The sequence below is a fragment of the uncultured Thiodictyon sp. genome (genome assembly GCF_903828115.1).
In the GTDB taxonomy this organism is placed as follows: Bacteria; Pseudomonadota; Gammaproteobacteria; order Chromatiales; family Chromatiaceae; genus Thiodictyon.
On sequence record NZ_CAIKKU010000894.1, the window covers coordinates 1 to 17,728 of the forward strand.

16 protein-coding genes and 1 pseudogene are annotated in these 17,728 nt (G+C 68.0%); 9 read left to right on the forward strand and 8 right to left on the reverse strand.

What is annotated here, in order from left to right; genetic code table 11:
- Positions 1-328, forward strand: a 328-nt coding sequence (locus QZY48_RS33840; protein WP_295439068.1) for an alpha/beta hydrolase, incomplete at its 5' end; no start/stop codon positions are given.
- 98 nt (positions 329-426) lie between these two features.
- On the forward strand, positions 427-1,404 hold the full coding sequence (gene cysK, locus QZY48_RS33845) for a cysteine synthase A (protein WP_295439070.1): 978 nt from the start codon (positions 427-429) through the stop codon (positions 1,402-1,404).
- 195 nt (positions 1,405-1,599) lie between these two features.
- Here cysK and QZY48_RS33850 read toward each other — a convergent pair whose 3' ends face one another.
- Both QZY48_RS33850 and QZY48_RS33855 read right to left on the reverse strand, forming a co-directional pair.
- Complete coding sequence (locus QZY48_RS33850) at positions 1,600-1,974, reverse strand: transcriptional regulator (RefSeq protein ID WP_295439072.1); 375 nt, start codon at positions 1,972-1,974, stop codon at positions 1,600-1,602.
- Between the two features lie 11 nt (positions 1,975-1,985).
- The gene (locus tag QZY48_RS33855) at positions 1,986-2,288 is read right to left on the reverse strand and encodes a type II toxin-antitoxin system HigB family toxin (RefSeq protein ID WP_295439073.1); all 303 of its coding nucleotides are present in this window, start codon (positions 2,286-2,288) and stop codon (positions 1,986-1,988) included.
- 225 nt (positions 2,289-2,513) lie between these two features.
- Between QZY48_RS33855 and ald the strand changes: the two genes are divergently transcribed.
- The 3 genes from ald (at position 2,514) to QZY48_RS33870 (ending at position 5,502) form a co-directional block, all read left to right on the forward strand.
- Positions 2,514-3,635: an alanine dehydrogenase gene (gene ald, locus QZY48_RS33860; RefSeq protein WP_295439074.1), complete on the forward strand. Its 1,122-nt coding sequence runs from the start codon at positions 2,514-2,516 to the stop codon at positions 3,633-3,635.
- A 1-nt stretch (position 3,636) separates the two neighbouring features.
- Entirely contained in the window at positions 3,637-4,773 is a 1,137-nt protein-coding gene (locus QZY48_RS33865) for an aminotransferase class I/II-fold pyridoxal phosphate-dependent enzyme (protein ID WP_295439076.1), read from the forward strand.
- Between the two features lie 96 nt (positions 4,774-4,869).
- Positions 4,870-5,502 (forward strand): hypothetical protein, encoded by a 633-nt coding sequence (locus QZY48_RS33870; protein ID WP_295439077.1) that lies wholly within the window; start codon positions 4,870-4,872, stop codon positions 5,500-5,502.
- A gap of 167 nt (positions 5,503-5,669) precedes the next feature.
- Here the strand turns inward: QZY48_RS33870 and QZY48_RS33875 are convergent, their stop codons facing one another.
- From QZY48_RS33875 to QZY48_RS33895, 6 genes and pseudogenes are all read right to left on the reverse strand, one after another.
- Positions 5,670-6,581 (reverse strand): hypothetical protein, encoded by a 912-nt coding sequence (locus QZY48_RS33875; protein WP_295439079.1) that lies wholly within the window; start codon positions 6,579-6,581, stop codon positions 5,670-5,672.
- On the reverse strand, positions 6,578-8,557 hold the full coding sequence (locus tag QZY48_RS33880) for an AAA family ATPase (RefSeq protein WP_295439081.1): 1,980 nt from the start codon (positions 8,555-8,557) through the stop codon (positions 6,578-6,580). The genes QZY48_RS33875 and QZY48_RS33880 overlap by 4 nt, the downstream gene beginning before the upstream one ends.
- Positions 8,558-8,968: 411 nt before the next feature.
- Positions 8,969-9,352: pseudogene (locus QZY48_RS35240) on the reverse strand (toll/interleukin-1 receptor domain-containing protein); the annotation flags it as partial.
- 135 nt (positions 9,353-9,487) lie between these two features.
- The gene (locus QZY48_RS33885) at positions 9,488-10,012 is read right to left on the reverse strand and encodes a hypothetical protein (RefSeq protein WP_295439083.1); all 525 of its coding nucleotides are present in this window, start codon (positions 10,010-10,012) and stop codon (positions 9,488-9,490) included.
- Positions 10,013-10,513: 501 nt separating this feature from the next.
- The gene (locus QZY48_RS33890) at positions 10,514-10,789 is read right to left on the reverse strand and encodes a Txe/YoeB family addiction module toxin (RefSeq protein ID WP_295439085.1); all 276 of its coding nucleotides are present in this window, start codon (positions 10,787-10,789) and stop codon (positions 10,514-10,516) included.
- Positions 10,790-10,794: 5 nt separating this feature from the next.
- Positions 10,795-11,049, reverse strand: a complete 255-nt coding sequence (locus tag QZY48_RS33895; protein ID WP_295439086.1) for a type II toxin-antitoxin system Phd/YefM family antitoxin — start codon at positions 11,047-11,049, stop codon at positions 10,795-10,797.
- A gap of 680 nt (positions 11,050-11,729) precedes the next feature.
- On the opposite strand from QZY48_RS33895, the gene QZY48_RS33905 reads away from it, so the two are divergent.
- From QZY48_RS33905 to QZY48_RS33920, 4 genes are all read left to right on the forward strand, one after another.
- Positions 11,730-11,942 carry an antitoxin MazE family protein gene (locus QZY48_RS33905; protein ID WP_295439088.1) on the forward strand — a complete coding sequence of 71 codons (213 nt, stop codon included), beginning with the start codon at positions 11,730-11,732 and terminating at the stop codon, positions 11,940-11,942.
- Positions 11,942-12,268: a type II toxin-antitoxin system PemK/MazF family toxin gene (locus QZY48_RS33910; protein WP_295439090.1), complete on the forward strand. Its 327-nt coding sequence runs from the start codon at positions 11,942-11,944 to the stop codon at positions 12,266-12,268. The genes QZY48_RS33905 and QZY48_RS33910 overlap by 1 nt, the downstream gene beginning before the upstream one ends.
- A 111-nt stretch (positions 12,269-12,379) precedes the next feature.
- Positions 12,380-15,673: a TIR and AAA domain-containing protein gene (locus QZY48_RS33915; RefSeq protein WP_295439092.1), complete on the forward strand. Its 3,294-nt coding sequence runs from the start codon at positions 12,380-12,382 to the stop codon at positions 15,671-15,673.
- A 366-nt stretch (positions 15,674-16,039) separates the two neighbouring features.
- Positions 16,040-17,680 carry a glutamate synthase-related protein gene (locus QZY48_RS33920; RefSeq protein WP_295439094.1) on the forward strand — a complete coding sequence of 547 codons (1,641 nt, stop codon included), beginning with the start codon at positions 16,040-16,042 and terminating at the stop codon, positions 17,678-17,680.
- Positions 17,681-17,728: the final 48 nt, after the last annotated feature.

Below are 17,728 nucleotides of genomic sequence, written 5' to 3' on the forward strand. Positions count from 1 at the left end.
AGCCTCACTCCCCAGACAGAACCTCGGCTTTCCGAGTCTGGTGGTCGCGAGCGGCAACGACCCCTGGATGACGACCCGGAACCTGACCCCTTGGTCTGAGGCCTGGGGCAGCCGTCTCATCGGCATCGGCCAGGCCGGACATATCAACACCGAGTCCGGTTTCGGCCCCTGGCCAATGGGCCTCGCGCTGTTGCACCTGTTTCAGCGCACCACGCGCGCGGCGGCCGCACCGCGCCGCGCGTCGGCGATTAGCACCGCTGGTGCTTTGGATCGCAGGATCGCTTGGTTCGCCGCCCGCGGCAAAGGCAATACCCTGACGGGCAGTTGACGCACTTGCCGCACCATCACCAGGTTTGATTTGCGTTTGTTTGCGCCCAGTTGCCGGCAATCCCCTTTCTCATCTTCTTGAAAAGCCCCGGAGGCACCATGTCCAGTTGGTTCCCAGACAACGCCCGCTCCATCGGTCACACCCCGCTCGTGCGGCTCAACCGGGTCGGTGACGGCGCACCGGCGACCATCCTCGCCAAGATCGAGGGGCGCAACCCGGCCTATTCGGTCAAGTGCCGGATCGGCGCCGCCATGGTGTGGGACGCCGAAGAACGCGGCCTGCTCGGGCCCGGCAAGGAGCTGATCGAGCCCACCAGCGGCAACACCGGCATCGCGCTCGCCTTCGTCGCCGCGGCGCGGGGCCTCCCGCTGACGCTCACCATGCCCGAGACCATGAGCATCGAGCGGCGCAAGCTCCTGCTGGCCTACGGGGCCAAGCTGGTACTGACCGAGGGCGCCCGCGGGATGAGCGGCGCCATTGCCAAGGCCGAGGAAATCGCCGCGTCCGACCCCGCGCGCTATGTCCTGTTGCAGCAATTCAAGAACCCCGCCAATCCGGCGATCCATGAGGCGACCACGGGTCCGGAGATCTGGGACGCCACCGACGGGAAGGTGGACATCTTCGTCTCCGGGGTGGGGACGGGCGGGACCATTACGGGCGTTGCGCGCTATCTCAAGCACACCCGCCAGGCGCCGGTGTTCACGGTCGCGGTGGAACCGGCCGCCAGCCCGGTGCTGTCGCAGGCCCGCGTGGGGGAGCCGCTCAAGCCCGGCCCGCACAAGATCCAGGGGATCGGCGCCGGCTTCGTCCCGGACGTGCTCGACCTCTCGCTGGTGGACGCCATCGAGACCGTCACCAACGAGGACGCCGTCCTCTTCGCCCGCCGCCTGGCGCGCGAGGAGGGCATCCTCGCCGGCATCTCCTGCGGGGCGGCGACCGCGGTGGCGGTGCGCCTGGCCCAACGCCCGGAGCACGCCGGCAAGACCATCGTCGTGGTGCTGCCGGACTCCGGTGAGCGCTACCTCTCGTCCGTGCTGTTCGAGGGGACCTTCGACGCCCAGGGACTGCCGGTCTGAGCCGCGAGCGGAACCCGCAACCGCAGATCGAGGCGTCACCGCGAAAGTCGCGCAGCGACGCTGTGGGAGCGGCTTCAGCCGCGACGAGGCGTCGCAAGCTGCCGCAACGTCGCAGGTTGCCGCGGCCTCGCAACGCGGCCGGAGGCCGCTCCCACAAGGGAGCTTTCATATTCCGGGGTGACGGACAAGCGAACATCATACCGTGACGGACTTATCGTGAGGCTTGATCAAGCTTTCCGCCGGGATGCCTAGGTCCTGATGCAGGCGCCAAATCATCTTCAGCGTCAGCGGGCGCTTGCGGTTCAGGATTTCGTAGACGCGGTTGGAGCGTCCGATCATCGGCTCCAGGTCCTTTGGCGTCAGCCCGTTCTGCTCCATTTCAAAGCGGATGGCCGCCACCGGGTCGGGCAGATCCATGGGGTAGTGACACCGCTCGTAGGCTTCGACCAGAGTGACAAGCAGGTCCAAGCGCTCGCCTTCCGGGGTATCGGCACCGGCCATCATCAGGGTTTCAATTTCGGCCAGGGCCGCCCGATAGTCGGCATCGGTTTTGATAAGCTTGATATCCATGGAATTACCGATCAGATAGTTTGCGCATCGATGGCGTCATACTGCGCATGGGTGCCGATGAACCGGACGTACACCACGCGATAAGGATAGTTGATCCAGACGACCAGACGGTATTTGTTGCCGGCGAGATTGAAGACCGCTCGTCCGTCCTTGAGTATGCTGGCATTGCGTAAGTCTGCCTTGACCTCGGCAGGTGTCGCCCAATCGGCGCGGCACGCGGCGCGGTGCCAGGCAAGACCCGGCTCTCGTGCATCCCGGTAGGCGGGTGTACCGCCCCAGAATGCCTTCAAGGTGGATAGTGCAATGACGCGCATGAGAACCACAGCATAGTCCCAGAACGGGACCTCCGCAAGTATCGTCCGGGGACCAGAGGCGGCGAACGCGGGACGGGCCAGTCGGGGACCCGACCGTGGGCCGCCGCCGCGGGAACGCTCGAAATTGTCTTTGTTTATCGTTTTTCCATCGTATCCGGTTCAACCCCGCTATGCTTTGCTCGGCGGTCCGTGCGGCGCAATGCCTGACCCTTTAAGGAGCAAACCATGCTGATCGGCGTCCCCCGAGAGATCAAACCCCAGGAGTTCCGCGTCGGGCTGACCCCCGAGTCGGTGGCCGAACTGGTCCATCACGGCCATCGGGTGCTGGTGCAGACCCAGGCGGGTGCCGGCATCGGGGCGCGGGATCAGGACTATCAGGCGGCCGGTGCCGAGCTCGTAGCGGATGCGGCGACGGTGTTCGCCCGCGGCGAACTGATCGTCAAGGTCAAGGAACCCCAGGCGGTGGAGCGGGCCTGGCTCAAGCCCGGCCAGGTGCTCTTCACCTATCTGCATCTGGCGCCCGACCCGGAGCAGGCGCGCGACCTGCTGGCGTCCGGGGCCGTCTGCATCGCCTACGAGACGGCGACCGATGCCCAGGGCGGCCTGCCGCTCCTGCGGCCGATGAGCCAGGTTGCCGGCCGGCTGTCAGTGCAGGCCGGGGCCTGGGCGCTCCAGGCGGGAAACGGCGGGCGCGGTCTGCTGTTGGGTGGTGTCCCCGGGGTGGCGCCGGCCCGGGTCCTGATCCTGGGCGGGGGTGTAGTGGGCTTCAACGCCGCGCAGATGGCGGTGGGTTTGCAGGCGGACCTGACCATCCTGGACCGCGCCCCGGCGGTGCTGGAGCGGCTGGCGAACCACTTCGGGGCGAGCGCGCGGGTGCTCTTCTCCAGCCGCGCGGTGCTGGAGGCGCAGGTGGCGGGCGCGGATCTCGTCATCGGCGCCGTCCTGATCCCGGGGGCGGCCACGCCGCGGCTGGTGAGCCGCGCCCAACTCGCGACCATGAACCCGGGGGCGGTCCTGGTGGACGTGGCGATCGACCAGGGCGGCTGCTTCGAGACCTCCCGGCCGACCACCCATGCCCAGCCGACCTATGTGGTCGACGGCATCGTGCATTATTGCGTTGCCAACATGCCCGGGGCGGTGCCCCGCACCTCCGCCTATGCGCTCAACCACGCGACCCTGCCCGCGGTCCTGGCCCTGGCAGACCAGGGCTGGCGCCGCGCCCTGGCGGACGATCCACACCTGCGTGCCGGGCTCAATTGCTGCGCCGGCCGGGTCACCCACCCGGCGGTGGCCGCGGCCCTGGGCTATGACCTGACCCTGGCGCAGACGCTGCTGGGGGAAGGCTGACATGCCCCACATCGACACGCTCCTGGCCCAGGCCGGGCGCGGGCAAGACCCGCGCACCGGGGCCATCAGCACCCCCATCTATCAGACCTCGACCTATGCCCACCCGGGGCTCGGTCAGAGCACCGGCTTCGACTACAGCCGCACCACCAATCCGACGCGCGGCGCCCTGGAGGAGGCCATGGCCGCGCTCGACGGCGCCGCCGCGGCCTGCGCCTTCGCCAGCGGCCTGGCCGCCCTGACCACCCTGCTGTGCCTGTTCAAGCAGGGCGATCACCTGGTGGTCGCGGAGGGTTGCTACGGCGGCACTTACCGGCTGCTGGATCAGGTGATGGCGCCCTTCGGCCTCACGGTGACCTATGTGCCGGTCCTGGACGCGGCGGGTTACCGGGCGGCCCTGCGTGCGCAAACGCGGGCGATCCTGGTGGAGTCAGTCTCCAACCCCTGCCTGTTGGTCCCGGACCTGCCGGTGCTGGCGGAGATAGCGCGGGCGGCCGGGGTCCTGCTGGTAGTCGACAACACGCTCCTCACCCCCTATTGGCAGAGACCCCTGGAACTGGGGGCGGACCTGGTGGTGCATTCGGCGTCGAAATACCTCGCGGGGCACAACGACTGTATCGGCGGGATCATCGCGGTGCGCGACGAGGCCCTGGCCGGGCGGCTGAAGTTCCTGCAGAACGCCGTGGGTGCGGTGCTGGGACCCCAGGACGCCTGGCTCACGCTGCGCGGCCTCAAGACGCTGGCCCTGCGCCTGGAGCGGCAGCAACGCAATGCACTGGTGATCGCCCGCTGGTTGCAGCAGCAACCGCCCGTCAGACAGGTCCATTACCCGGGGCTCCCGGACGACCCCGGACATGCGACCCTGGCGCGCACCGCCAGCGGCCTGGGTGCCGTGCTGTCATTCGAGGTCGCGGACCGCCCGACCCTGGAGCGCCTGATTGCGGGCGTGCGCCTCATCGCCTATGCCGAGAGCTTCGGCGGCGTGGAGAGCCTGATCACGGTCCCGGCGGTGCAGACCCACGCCAACCTCGCTCCCGAGGAGCGTCAACGCCTGGGGGTCACCGACACCCTGGTGCGGCTCTCGGTCGGGATCGAGGACCCGGGGGACCTGATCGCGGACCTGGCGGCGGCCTTGGCGTGAGCAGTTTCCGGATTTGGGAGAACGGGTCGAGCCCGGGGCAGCAAACCGCTATGATTGTCGCATAGGGGTCTAAAACCCGCGATCTGGAGCATCGACATGGCGACCGCCGCCCTGAGGTATGAAGTCGACGAACTGCGCGACTTCCTGAAGGAACTGAGCCACCAGAGCATGCGCACGGAGCTCTCGGTGAACCGTCTGTCCCAGGAGATGCGCGAGTTCAAGGACGAAATGCGTGAGTTCAAGGACGAAATGCGCGACTTCAAGGACGAGACCCGCCGTGATCGCCAGCGCATGAACAAGCAGTGGGGTGACCTCGCCAACCGGCTCGGCACCCTGGTGGAGGACATCGTGGCCCCGAACCTGCCGCGGGTCGCCGCCGAACTGCTGGACTGCCTGAGTCCGTCCCTGTTCGCCGTGCGGGTGGTGCGTCACTGGGGTGAGGAGACCCGCGAATACGATGCACTGGTCGTCTGTGAGGATGCGGTCCTGATCAACGAGACCAAGTCCAAGCTGCAGCCGGCGCACGTCGATGCCTTCGTCGCCAAGCTCGAAGAGTTCCCGCGCATCTTCCCCGAATACGCCGGTCGCCGCGTGGTCGGGGTCCTGGCGAGCCTGGCCTGCGAGGCGGGCGTGGTCGCCCTGGCGACCCGGCGCGGCGTGGCGGTCATGGCCATGGGCGAGGAGACGATGCACGTATTGAACCCGGAGGCGGTGCGCCCGGACGCCTGAGGGTGGGCGCGACCTTGTACGACCGGCCAGCGACCATCTTCTGGAGTCCAAGGCTTCAGCGCGGCCGTGGTTGAACGCAGGAACCGGGTGTTGACGCGCGCCATGGTGCGCACGGCGCACCCTACGGGTGGCGGCCGTTGGTGCGACCGCGCAGTGGTCCGAGCCTTTCAACCCGGCTGCTCCAGCAGCACCTCCGCGACCCGGCTCGAGCCGCGCATCCCGCGCAGCACACAGTTTGCCGCAGCGGAGTATTCGGAATCCGGTTTGAGCTTTGTCTTGAGCAGTTTCATCTTGCAGTTAAGTTCCGCCCGCGCCCCCGGCAACCCCTGCTCCAACCGGTCGAGCCACTTGTCCGCCTCTCGTGCGAACCTGCGGATCTCCCGGGCGAGCAACTGCCTGGCCTCTGTGATATCCGGATGCCTGAGGTGGTAGTAGACGATCGACTCCTCTGCCCGCGCCTTGCAGCATTCATAGCCTGCATCCGACTCTCCCGCTCTTTGGGGCCGGGGAACCACGCGACCACTGTCCTCGAACCAGAGGGCACCGATATCGGCCAAGTTGGTCGGGTCCAAGAGAATCGGCATTTCCAAATCCAGGGCGTCCTCGGCCATCCGGACACGGAGTTCCAGATCCCTGTCGTCCTCTGCCAACCGATCCCGGTGCCCCTCGTCCCAGAGCGGGAAGTAGTCCTGCTTCCCGCCGACGGTCGCCGCAATGCTATGGCGGATGCTATTGCAGAAGGTGCAACTGAAACGGTAGTTGTGAGGGTTGAAGGCCAGCCACCAATAGCCCGGGTGTCCGGGGGCTGCCGGAAAGCGCGCCGAGCCCTTGACGCTGTTCTTTGGCCGAAAATGATCGACGGCGTTATCTGAACGCTCGTTCCGGGACTCGCAGTACCAGCACTTGCCGTGCGACAGCGCCGCCAGCCCCGCCTTCAAATCGGCCCAGATAGCCGAGCGTTTATTGATCGCTTCGGCCCGCTTCCCCGGCTCCAGGGCCGCGACCTCCGCCAACGCCGCCTTGGCCCTCGCCTCCCAGCCGTCCGGAAGGACCAGGCTGGACGTATCGACGTACCTCATTGCGCCTCCCCCTGGCCGGGCGTCTCCTCCTGGGCCAGCAGGTCTTTGAGAACCTGACGGGCCAGGTCCCGCTGCCGCTCGCGTTGCTCCGGCGAATCTTGCGGGGGCGCCACATCCCCATCTGCGGAAGTCTCGGCAAGACGCAGCTCAGACATGGCCCGGACGAACTGCGGGTAGAGCGGGTCACGTACCACCGTGGTGAAATCCACCCGCCCCAACCGCTCGTCCAGGTCGGCCAGTTCCTGCGCCTCCTCCGGCCCCAGGTCGTCCAGCGCGGCCAGTTCACGCTTGCGCGTGAGCTGCGCCTCGGTCTCCGGGTCCAACTGGGATGAGAGGCTGAACAGGTCGCTGGTCAGGAGGCCAGCCACGCCGACCCCTTTGAGCCCGTGGGGCGGACGCTCGGCGACCACCCCCTTGCCGTCGAGACGCCGGAAGCGCACCACCTGACCGGCATCAAGGCCGGCCACCACCAAGGGCGAATGAGTCGTCGCGATGAACTGGACCCGGGGAAACCGCTCCTTGAGCCGTGAGACCAAGACCTGCTGCCAGCCCGGGTGCATGTGGGCGTCCAGTTCGTCGATCAGCACCAGGGCCGGGCGGTCCAGCGACCCCGGCACCCCGCCCGCGACCTGGAACAGCCGCCGCACCAGGACCCCGAGCCAACCAAGCAGTGAGGCGGTCCCCTGGCTCATCGCCTCGATCGGGAGCGAGAGCCCGTCGGCGGCCACCATGACCCGGTTCGATTCTTTGTCCACCCGGTCGAAGTGCAGCCCCGGGGTGCGGGTGACATCCCCCAGCAACTCAAAGAGCCCCTCGCGGAAGTCCTGGATCCGCTCCGGGTCGGCACCGCCCCGGCGCATCCAGTAGTCGAGCGAGACGATCCAGTCCTTGACCTCGTCCAGTCGCGGGTCCGGGTCGCCGCAGAGGAGCGGCGTCAGGTCCTGGGACACGGGCCGGCCGCGCCCCTCGTCGTCCGAGCCCACCCGCGCCGCCCGCCAGGTCAGGGTACGCAGGGCCGGAAAGCCGAGCGCCAGCCAGCCCTCGATCTCCAGCGGCCGATCCGGCAGCGAGGTCACCTCCACCCCGCTGCGGGTGCGCGACAGGTTGGTCACATACTCCTGCCGGTCGGTGCGGACCGAGATCTGACCGGAGGTCTGACCGGCCGCCAGCAGCCGCTCCGCGTAGTCGCGCCCGTCGCGCCCGCAGAAGGCGAGCGCGATGGCCTTGAGCACGGTGGACTTGCCGACGCCGTTGTCGCCCAAGAGGACGTTCCAGTGGGGGTCGAGTTCCAGGCGCAGGTCGGTGAAGAGGCCGATGTTGCGGAGATGGATCTCCCGGATTAGACCGGGCGAGCCATCGCGCAACGTGGTGCCTGCGGGCCTGAGCGGGTCAGGCTCGTTGGTCTGCTCGCGCCGGCTCGCGATGGCATCCGCCAAGTCATTGATGAAGGCATCCACCGTCTCTTGACCCTGATCCTCCGGAACCGGGATCACCTGGATGCCGTAGCGGTCCAGCAGATACTCGGCCTTGGTCTCCCAGACCGCACCGGCGACCGCCACCAGCGCGTAATGCCGCCGATTCGCCCCCTTTATCCGCAACCCACCTAGATAGTCCTGGATGCCCTTTAGGCTACAGCCCAGGAAGAGCAAAGTGCGCGAGACGAAAAGCGACTCCATGAACTGGCCAAGACCCTCGTTGCGGGCCACGACCTCCTCGTACTGGGATGGAGAGAGCATCACCGAGTCCGGGTCTGTTAGCCTCCCATAGAGCTTGCCGATGAAGAAATCCTTGGCTGATAATGCTGCGAGCAGTTGCTCGGTGTCCTTTGGGGTTAGGACGCTATCCGGTGAACGGAAGAAGATCCGCTCCAACAGGGTGTCAAACGTGGTCGTAAGGGCGGCGGAGAGTCCCAGCCGCTCCAAGCGGCTGTACCGATCAGGGAGCGCCACCCCGTCGCGATCGAAAACACTGCGCAAGAAGGCGTGGAGGTCCGCAGTTCGTCGGCTTCCTTGAGCGGCGCGGACAATGGCGTCCGCGACGAGATCGACTTCGTTTTCCAGTAAAGCGGCCTTTAGTTTGCGTGCCTCATCGGGCGCCAGAACCCAAGAAGCCGAAGCCCAGTCAAGGAGTTGTCCGATAAATGGAACCCAGGTCGGGTAGCCGGCTGCGGCGCTCAGACCCGCACCTGCATAGAGGACGCAATCGCCGGCGAGACAGGCGTCGATCAGGTCGGCGGGAGGTTCAGGTCGGAGAATGTCGTTAGGCGTATTGGGTTTCCTTTCCGGGATTTCGGGAAAAGGGGCCACGACCCCATCGGTCTCACCTTCACTGTTCTCAGAGTCTGCGACAGGTACAAAGCATCGCAGAGCGGCTAACAGCTCGTCCCACCCGTCTGGCGTAAACAAGTCCGCAGGCTGGATGTCCCCAAGGAAGTGCAACAGCTTACACGGCATGACCCGCACAGGAATAACAGGCCTACCACCAGCGCGAACGAAGTTAAATAGCTCAGTATCTTGCGGCCGCGCGGCAGCCAACGGCGGCAGGACATCGCTCTGATCGCGGAAACGTGCCAAAGAGCACACCGCAATAACGCACACAACTTGAGATAAAGCATTCTGTCGCCCATTCTGCAGTCGCTGCCCGGGCGTCACCCTCAACTGGGTTTCAAAAGCCCACACTCGGTAGCCCATCGTGGTGAGGCGGCGGCCGATTCCGATGGCGTGCTCCAGGTCCTCAGGAATATAGTTGATATAGATCAGCGGCTGACTCATTTGCGTTTCCTCGTGTGTCTGAGTGACCCTGACCGAGAGGAAAGGGGGATCGGCGACCAAAGTAATAATATCCGATCAACTCCCGGTAGGCGGCCGGGAAGTCAGTGCTGACCTGGCCCGCTAATCGGGTTGGGTTCAGCCGGAACGGCCCGCTAAAACCTCGTCTCGCCCGGCAGCACCCTCAGCGACAGCTACCCCCTGGTCGCCAGCCAAATCCAACGCCCGCCGCAGTTCGACGACCGCCGCGGTCGCCTCACACTGCCCGGTCAGCGTCCAATACCGGGTATGGCTGAAGAACCCCCGACGGACTGGCGTCTGCACCGCCGCATCCCGGATAACCTGACCAAAGACCGGCGCCAGCGGCCCGCCGATGGGATTGCCCCGCACCGTGGCGCGGGTCGGAAAATAGACGTTGGTCCAGCGGGTGGGCGCAAAGGCCGCGGCATGGTGCGGGACCCAGCGCTGTCCCCGGGTGCCCGCGGAGAAATGGGCGAAGGTCCGCCGCTCGCCCTTGCCCTCCAGTGCGGGTGGACATTTGGGCAGTTCCCGGTCGGCGAGGCTCAACTTCAGGTCCTCAGGCCCCTCCGCCAGCAGCAGCCCGGCGTGGGCCAGGGGGCTGCCCAGGGTGATGAAGCCCGCAGCCCGGATGGAGCGCAGCAAAATCCAGGTCCCGACGGCAACCCACTGATTTCTTTTGTGCCTGCGAGGCCACACCCGGATTCCGCTGCGCTCCATCCGGGCTACGGGTGTTGCAGCGAATACTTGCCCAATGACGGACCTTCGGAACGAACAATGATAACCCTGACGTCTTGCACCAAACTGCAAGGAAGAGGGAATAGGTATCGTCCGACATTCCGGTTAATCATGCAACAAACCGAGCCCCGAAGGGGCGTGACATACCAGCCCAGGGCAACGCCCTGGGACAGCGCGTTTTCTTTCTCAGCCCTGAAAGGGCGTGACATAGCTGTCTCGCCTATCCGCTGCGTCCCTATGTCACCCCCTTACAGGGCTCAACTCAACGGGGCCGCCAACCCAGGGCGTTGCGCCTTAAGCTGGTATGTGCGACCCCGTTGGGGTCAGGCGGAAAGATCGGAAACCTTGGCGTCTTGGCGTCTTGGCGTGAGACCTCTTCTTTCTGCCCCAGGGGTCCCGCTCTGGGGGTCAGTAATGATACCGGCAGGCGATGATGGTCAAGAGGTCCGCATCGACCGCGTAGACGAGCCGGTTGCTGTCATCGATACGGCGCGACCAGAAGCCGGAGAGGTTCTCGCGCAGGGGCTCGGGCTTGCCGATCCCGGCGTATGGTGTCCGCAAGGTGTCGGCGATCAGGGCGTTGATCCTCTTCAGGGTCTTGCGGTCCTGGGTCTGCCAGTAGAGATAGTCGGCCCAGGCCTCCCCGGTCCAGGCGAGCCGTCGGGCCGGCGGAGACTGTGCCATCTAAGTTAGTCGTCCACCAACGCCCGCCCCTGCGCCTCCCCGGCGCGATACTGGGCGATGGAGCGCGCGAGGTGGGCGGCGTTGGCCGGGGAGCGCAGGAGGTGAACGGTCTCCATCAAGCTGTTGAAGCTGTCGAGCGACATGACGACCGCATCCTGGGCATCGCGACGGGTGATGACGGTGTAGTCCGCGTCGCGCCCGACACGGTCCAGGACGGCCTTGAGGTTGTTGCGGGCATCGGTGAAATTGAGGGTCTGCATGGGCAATTCCTGTCTTGTTTCCTGTACAAGTATAGGGATGCCAAACACTGGCGTAAAGGGCACAGCGGCAAGCCGGCGCCCGCCAAGCCGATCGTGGCGCGCATCCGTCACGCCGCGCCATCTTCATGGGCGGCTATACCGCCGAGGCCCTGCGCGACCGGCCCAACCTGCTGGTCCTGCTCACCGTCTCCAAGATGGGCCTGGCGGGGCTGCGCCTGGGCTATCTGGCCGGACCGCCGGCCTGACTCCACGAGATCGACAAGACCCACCTGCCCTACGACATCAACGTTCTGACTCAGGCCACGGCCGCCTTCGCGCTGCGCCACAGGGCCGTGCCGGACGCCCAGACCCAGTCCATCCGCACCGAGCGGGGACGCCTCATCAAAAGCACTCACGACCATCCCCGGCGCCCCCCTACCCAACGACGCCAACTTCATCCTGCGGCGCCTACCCGCCGGCCGCGCCGACGCGGTCTTTGCCGGCCTCGAGCGACGCTGCGTCCTGGTCGAACACCTCAACGCCGCCGACCACCTGCTGCACGACTGTCTGCGGGTGACGGTGGGCTTGCCGCAAGAGAACCAAGTCTTCCTCGCGGCGCTGAGGGCGGAGTGCTGAGCGGGCGACGCGCCGACCCGACCGACCCGCTACACTGTCTCTATGCGACACGAGGGCCTACCCCCATGAGACCAGCCGACACCCATCCACACCAGGGCCGCGTCGATCGCGACCGGCTCAAGGCGCGCGGTCTGCGCCCACTCGTCCTGTGGGTTCCGGACACCCAAGTCCCGGGGTTCGCTGAGGCGATCAAGCGCCAGCTCGCCCTGGTGGAAGCGGACGCGGACGACCGGGAAACCCTGGCGCTGATCGAGACCGCCGCCGACTGGGCAGAATGATGCGACGCGGGGATATCGTCACGGTGTCGGCACCGGGGGACTACGGCAAACCCAGACCGGCGGTCGTCATCCAAGCCAACATCCTGAACCGCGATGCCCAGTCGACCATCGTCGCACTGTTGACCAGTCACCTTGTCGACGCACCGCTGCTGCGTTTGACCGTTGAGCCCGATGTTGCCAATGGGCTCAATAAACCGTCGCAGGTCCAGGCAAACCGCCTGCTGAGCCTGCCGACAGCCAAGGTCGGCCCGGTCATCGGCCGGTTGTCCGAGCGAGAGTTGGACGAGTTGAACCGGCTGTTGGCGGTGGTGATCGGGCTCGCCTGAACGCCGCCCCAGTTCCCGCACCCATGCCGCCCAAGCGCAAACCCCTTGCATGAAGGCCCGCCCCGGGTACACTCGCGCAAACGCCAAGAACCACAGGGGAGGCCGCCAGGCATGGCCGGGACACCGCGGGTCTTCATCAGCTACAGCCACGACTCGGACCACCACCGGGCGCGGGTCCTCGCGTTCTCCGAGCGTCTGCGCCGCGACGGCATCCCGACCGACCTGGACCGTTATGTCAACGGCACCCCACCCGCGGGCTGGCCGCGCTGGATGCTGGACCGGCTCGACGAGGGCGACCGGGTCATCCTGATCTGCACCCGGACCTATTACCGCCGCTTCCGCGGCCACGAGGAGCCGGGCAAGGGTAAGGGTGTCGACTGGGAGGGCGCCGTCGTCACCCAGACGAGCTACAACGCCCGCAGCCGCACCACCCGCTTCATCCCGGTCCTGTTCGACCCGGCGGACGAGCCCTACATCCCCGAACCGGTCCGCGGCCAGAGCTTCTATCGCCTGGACTCGGAGCCGGGCTACCTGGCCCTGTACGACGCGCTGCTCGAACAGGCCGGCGTCGAGCCCGCACCCGTCGGCGAGCCCAGGCGCCGGCCGTGCGACCAGGCCCAGCCGCTGCGCTTCCCGGACCCGGGCGGCACCGCCCCGGCGCCCCGGATCGACCTCTCCAAGCTCCCCGCCGGCGCCCCGGACTTTCTCGGCCGCGGGCCGGAGCTGGCCATGCTCGACGCCGCCTGGTCCGGCGACCAGGCCGGCGCAGGCGTGCACATCGTCACCCTGATCGCCCCCGGCGGGGTGGGCAAGACCGCGCTCGTCAAGCGCTGGCTGGACCGGCTGCGCGCCGACGGCTGGCGCGGGGCGGAACGGGTCTTCGGCTGGAGCTTCTACAGCCAGGGCACCGGCGACGACCGCCAGGCCTCGGACGACCTGTTCCTGAGCGAGGCGCTCGCCTGGTTCGGGGTCGCGCACGACCCGGCCGCCTCGCCCTGGGACAAGGGCCGACTCCTGGCCCAGGCGGTGGCCGCGCGGCGCACCCTGCTGGTGCTCGACGGCTGCGAGCCGCTGCAATACCCGCCCGGACCGCTCGCCGGGCAACTGCGCGCCCCCGGGCTCAAGGTCCTGCTCACTCAACTCGCCGGCACCGGCCAACCGGGGCTGACGCTCCTGACCAGCCGCGAGGCCGTCGCGGACCTCGCCGAGTACGCCCGCGGACCCGAGACCCCGCGGGGCCCGGTCCTGACCCACGACCTGGAAAACCTGAGCGACCGCGACGGCGCCCAGTTGCTGCACCGGGTGGGCTGCGCCCGGGCCGGGGCCGCCGCCATCGGACCGGACGACGCGGAGCTTTGCGCCGCCAGCCGCGAGGTCCGCGGTCATGCACTGACGCTCAGCCTGCTCGGGCGCTATCTGGCGGAGGCGCAGGGGGGCGATTGCCGACGGCGCGATACCGTCGACCTGATGACGGCGGACAACGGCGCGGGCGGGCATGTCGCGCGGGTCCTGGCCGCCTATGAACAGTGGCTTGGTCGCGCGGGCGACACCGTTGAACTGGCCGCGCTGCGGTTGCTCGGGCTCTTCGACCGGCCGGCGGAGGCCGGGTGCATCCGCGCCCTGCGGGAGGCGCCGCCCATCCCCGGGCTCACCGAGCCCTTGCTGGACCTGACCCAGGCCCGGTGGAACCAGGCCCTGAGCCGGCTCGCCGCGTGCGGACTGATCGAGCGCCCCGGCCAAGGTGCCGTCACCGGCGCCCCACCGCCCCCTCCCGTCGGGTGGATAGCCGCGGCGCATCCACCCGCCGAGCCCGCACCGGTGGATTCGGCACGGGCGAGCGCCGAGCCCGATCCGCAAGACCCTCACGCGCGCCTTATCCACCCGACGATCCCGGTTGGCGCCCAGGCCGGCGCGCTCGACGCCCACCCGCTGGTGCGCGAGTACCTGGGCAGGCGCCTGCGCGAGGCGCAGCCGGACGCCTGGCGCGAGGGGCACCGGCGGCTCTATGACTACCTCAAGGCCAGCGTCCCCGAGCGACCGGACGGAATGGCCGGGCTCCAGCCGCTCTATCAGGCGGTCGCGCACGGTTGTCTGGCGGGGTTGCAGCAGGAGGCGTGCCAGGAGGTCTACTATGCCCGCATCGGCCGCGGCGCCGAAGCCTATGCCGTCAGGAAGCTTGGCGCCTTCGGTGCCGAGTTGGGCGCGGTCGCCTGCTTCTTCGACGAGCCCTGGCAGCGGGTCTCCGCCGCCTTGACCGAGCCCGCCCGGGCCTGGCTGCTCAACCATACCGCGATCCACCTGCGCGCGCTGGGGCGGCTGACCGAGGCGCTGGAGCCGATGCGGGCGGGGCTGGAGTTGTACCTCACGCAGGAGAACTGGGGATATGCTGCGCGAGTCGTCGGCAACCTGAGCGAACTGGACCTGACCCTGGGCCTGGTGTCGGACGCGCTGGCGGACGCCGGGCGGTCGGTGGAGTACGCCGACCGCAGCGGCGATACCTTTTTGCGCATGGCAATGCGCACGACCCTGGCCGACGCACTGCACCAGCAGGGCGAACGGGGGCCGGCGCTCGGGCGCTTCCACGAGGCCGAGACCATGCAGGCGGAGTTCCAGCCCCAGTACCCGCTGCTCTACTCGCTCCAGGGCTACCAGTATTGCGACCTGCTGCTGGCCGGACCCGAGCGCGCCACCTGGCGAGCCTTGCTCGCCCTGTGGGAGCGGCTTCAGCCGCGACGCGAGGCTGCGGCAACCGGTGAGGCCCAATCGCGGCCGGAGGCCGCTGCCACAGGGCCTCGGCGTGACCTTGGAGGTCAGGGGTCGGCCGAGTCCGTCGATTGGGGTGACGAAAGAGGCCCAGCCCCCGGCGACGCGGGCGCTCCGTTGGGCTTCGTTCCTCAGCCCAACCTACGGGCAGAGTGCGATGCGGTGGCGAAGCGGGCAGGGCAGACGCTGGAGTGGCTCGAAAGGGCCGCGATGGACCTTCTCAGCATCGCCCTCGACCACCTCACCCTCGGCCGCGCCGCCCTGTCCCTGGCCCTGCTGGACCCCGCCGGTCCGACCCGGCCCGCGCTCGACCGGGCCGCCCGCGAACTGACCGCCGCGGTCGACGGCCTCCGCGCCGCCGGCACGCAGCACTGGATTCCCGCGGCCCTCCTCCCCCGCGCCCTCCTTCACACCCTGCTGCAATCCCCCGTCGCCGCCCGTGCCGACCTGGACGAGGCCGAGCAGATCGCCTCCCGCGGCGGCATGAACCTCTTGCTGGCCGACTGCCGCCTGCACCGCGCCCGCCTCCTGCGCGACCGGGCCGAACTCGCCCGCGCCCGCGCACTGATCGAGCACTGCGGCTATTGGCGCCGCCGCGAGGAACTGGAAGACGCCGAAACCGCCGCCCCGGGCTGGTCGTGACCCAGGATGGGCAGAGCGGGAGCGATGCCCATCACCAACGGGCACTGAACTGGTGCGCTCGCCCTCGGTGGAACCGCTGAAACCGCAGGCTCGCACTCCGTTGATGCGCGTCGCCCCATGGCATACCATGCCGCACCCGCGTGGTGCGCAGCGGTCCGGGCGACCGGCCGCCCGCGCCCGGCGGGTCCGGCGTGCGAGGGCCCCGGCCGGCCGCGTGGCGGCCGCATCGCGGTCTCGCAACGATCCCGTTCCTGAGGATCACGCCCGGCGCCAGGCGGCCAGGCCATTGCGCGTGCGGCGCAGGCCGGGTCGGCGGGCGCGGGCGCGTTCCTCTCCACCACGACATGCGCGCAATGAGGCAGAACGATGTACGAAGCACCCAAGCAGAACGATGCCCTGGGCACGACCAATCGGGGCAATCCCTGCGAATCCGGCCTCTGTACCCTGTGCAGCAGTGAGTGCAAGGGCAAGTGTGAAACCTGGCTCTCCTCGCTCCTGGGCCGCAAGCTCCTCTACCCGCGCAACTTCGGTGAGACCACCGCCGGGTCCGCGAATGGCGGCGCCGAGGGGGTCGGCTATCACTCGCTGCGCATTCAGGGCTACGCCTATGGCGCCAAGGGTCTGACCGAGCGGCTGTCCACCTCGGCCGACGATCGAATCTTTCCGAACGTCGATATCAGCACCAGTTTCGGGCGCGACGTCAAGACGACTTGCCGGCTGCCGATCATGACCGGCGCCCTGGGCTCCACCTTCATCGCCGCCAAGTATTGGGACGCCTTTGCCGTCGGGGCCGCCCTGTGCGGCTTCCCGATCGTCATCGGGGAGAACGTGGTGGGCGTCGACAAGGCGGCGGTCATCGACAATGGCCGCGTCACCTCCTCCCCGGAGATGGATCGCCGTATCGATATCTTCAAGCGCTATTACGACGGCTACGGCGCCATCATCATCCAGATGAATGTGGAGGACACGCACAACGGCGTGGCCGAATACCTCATCGACAAGTATGGCGACGACCTCATCATCGAACTGAAGTGGGGCCAGGGCGCCAAGTGTATCGGCGGTGAGATCCAGGTGAGCGATATCGACTATGCCTGCTTCCTCAAGGCGCGCGGCTATCTGGTGGACCCGGACCCGACGGACCCGGCCGTGCGGACCGCCTTCGAGCGTGGGGCCATCACCAGCTTCGCCCGCCACAGCCGGCTCGGCGCCACCGATCTGAGTTCGGCCGGCCAGGTGCGCGAGTCCTTCATGGACGAGGTGGCACGGCTGCGCGGCCTGGGTTTCCGGCGGATCTCGCTCAAGACCGGCTCCTACGGGATGGAGGCCCTGGCCATGGCGATCCGCTTCGCCGCCGATGCCCGGCTCGATCTGCTGACCATCGACGGCTCCGGCGGCGGGACCGGCATGAGCCCCTGGAATATGATGGAGCACTGGGGCGTGCCCTCGCTGCCGCTGCACGCCAAGGCCCGCGACTATTGCGAAATCCTGCGCGCCCGCGGCATCACCCCGCCGGATATCTCGCTGGCGGGCGGCCTGGCGCGTGAGGACCATGTGTTCAAGGCCCTGGCCCTGGGGGCCCCCTTCACCCGGCTGGTGTGCATGGGCCGGGCGCCGATGATCCCGGGCTTTCTGGGCAGCAACATCGAGGGCGTGCTGCGGCCGGAGCGCCGGGCCGCGGTCAACGGCAACTGGGACACGCTGCCCGCCACGGTCAAAAGCATCGGTGAGACCCCGGAGTCGATCTTCGCCGGCTGGGAGGCCGTGCGCAGCAAGGTGGGCGAGGCGGAGATGGCCCGGGTGCCGTTCGGCGCCGTGGCGATGTACGGCTATGCCGACAAGCTCGCCTGCGGGCTCCAGCAATTCATGGCCGGGGCGCGTAAGTTCTCGCTCGACGAGATCTCCCGGGAGGACCTGATGGCCGCCAATCACGAGACCGCGCAGGTCACCGGGATACCCCATATGATCGAGGCCCAGGAAGAACAGGCCATGGCCGTTCTGAACGCCTGAGTGACATCCGTCGCGGCCTGGGGGCCGCTCCTACGGCGTAGGAGCGGC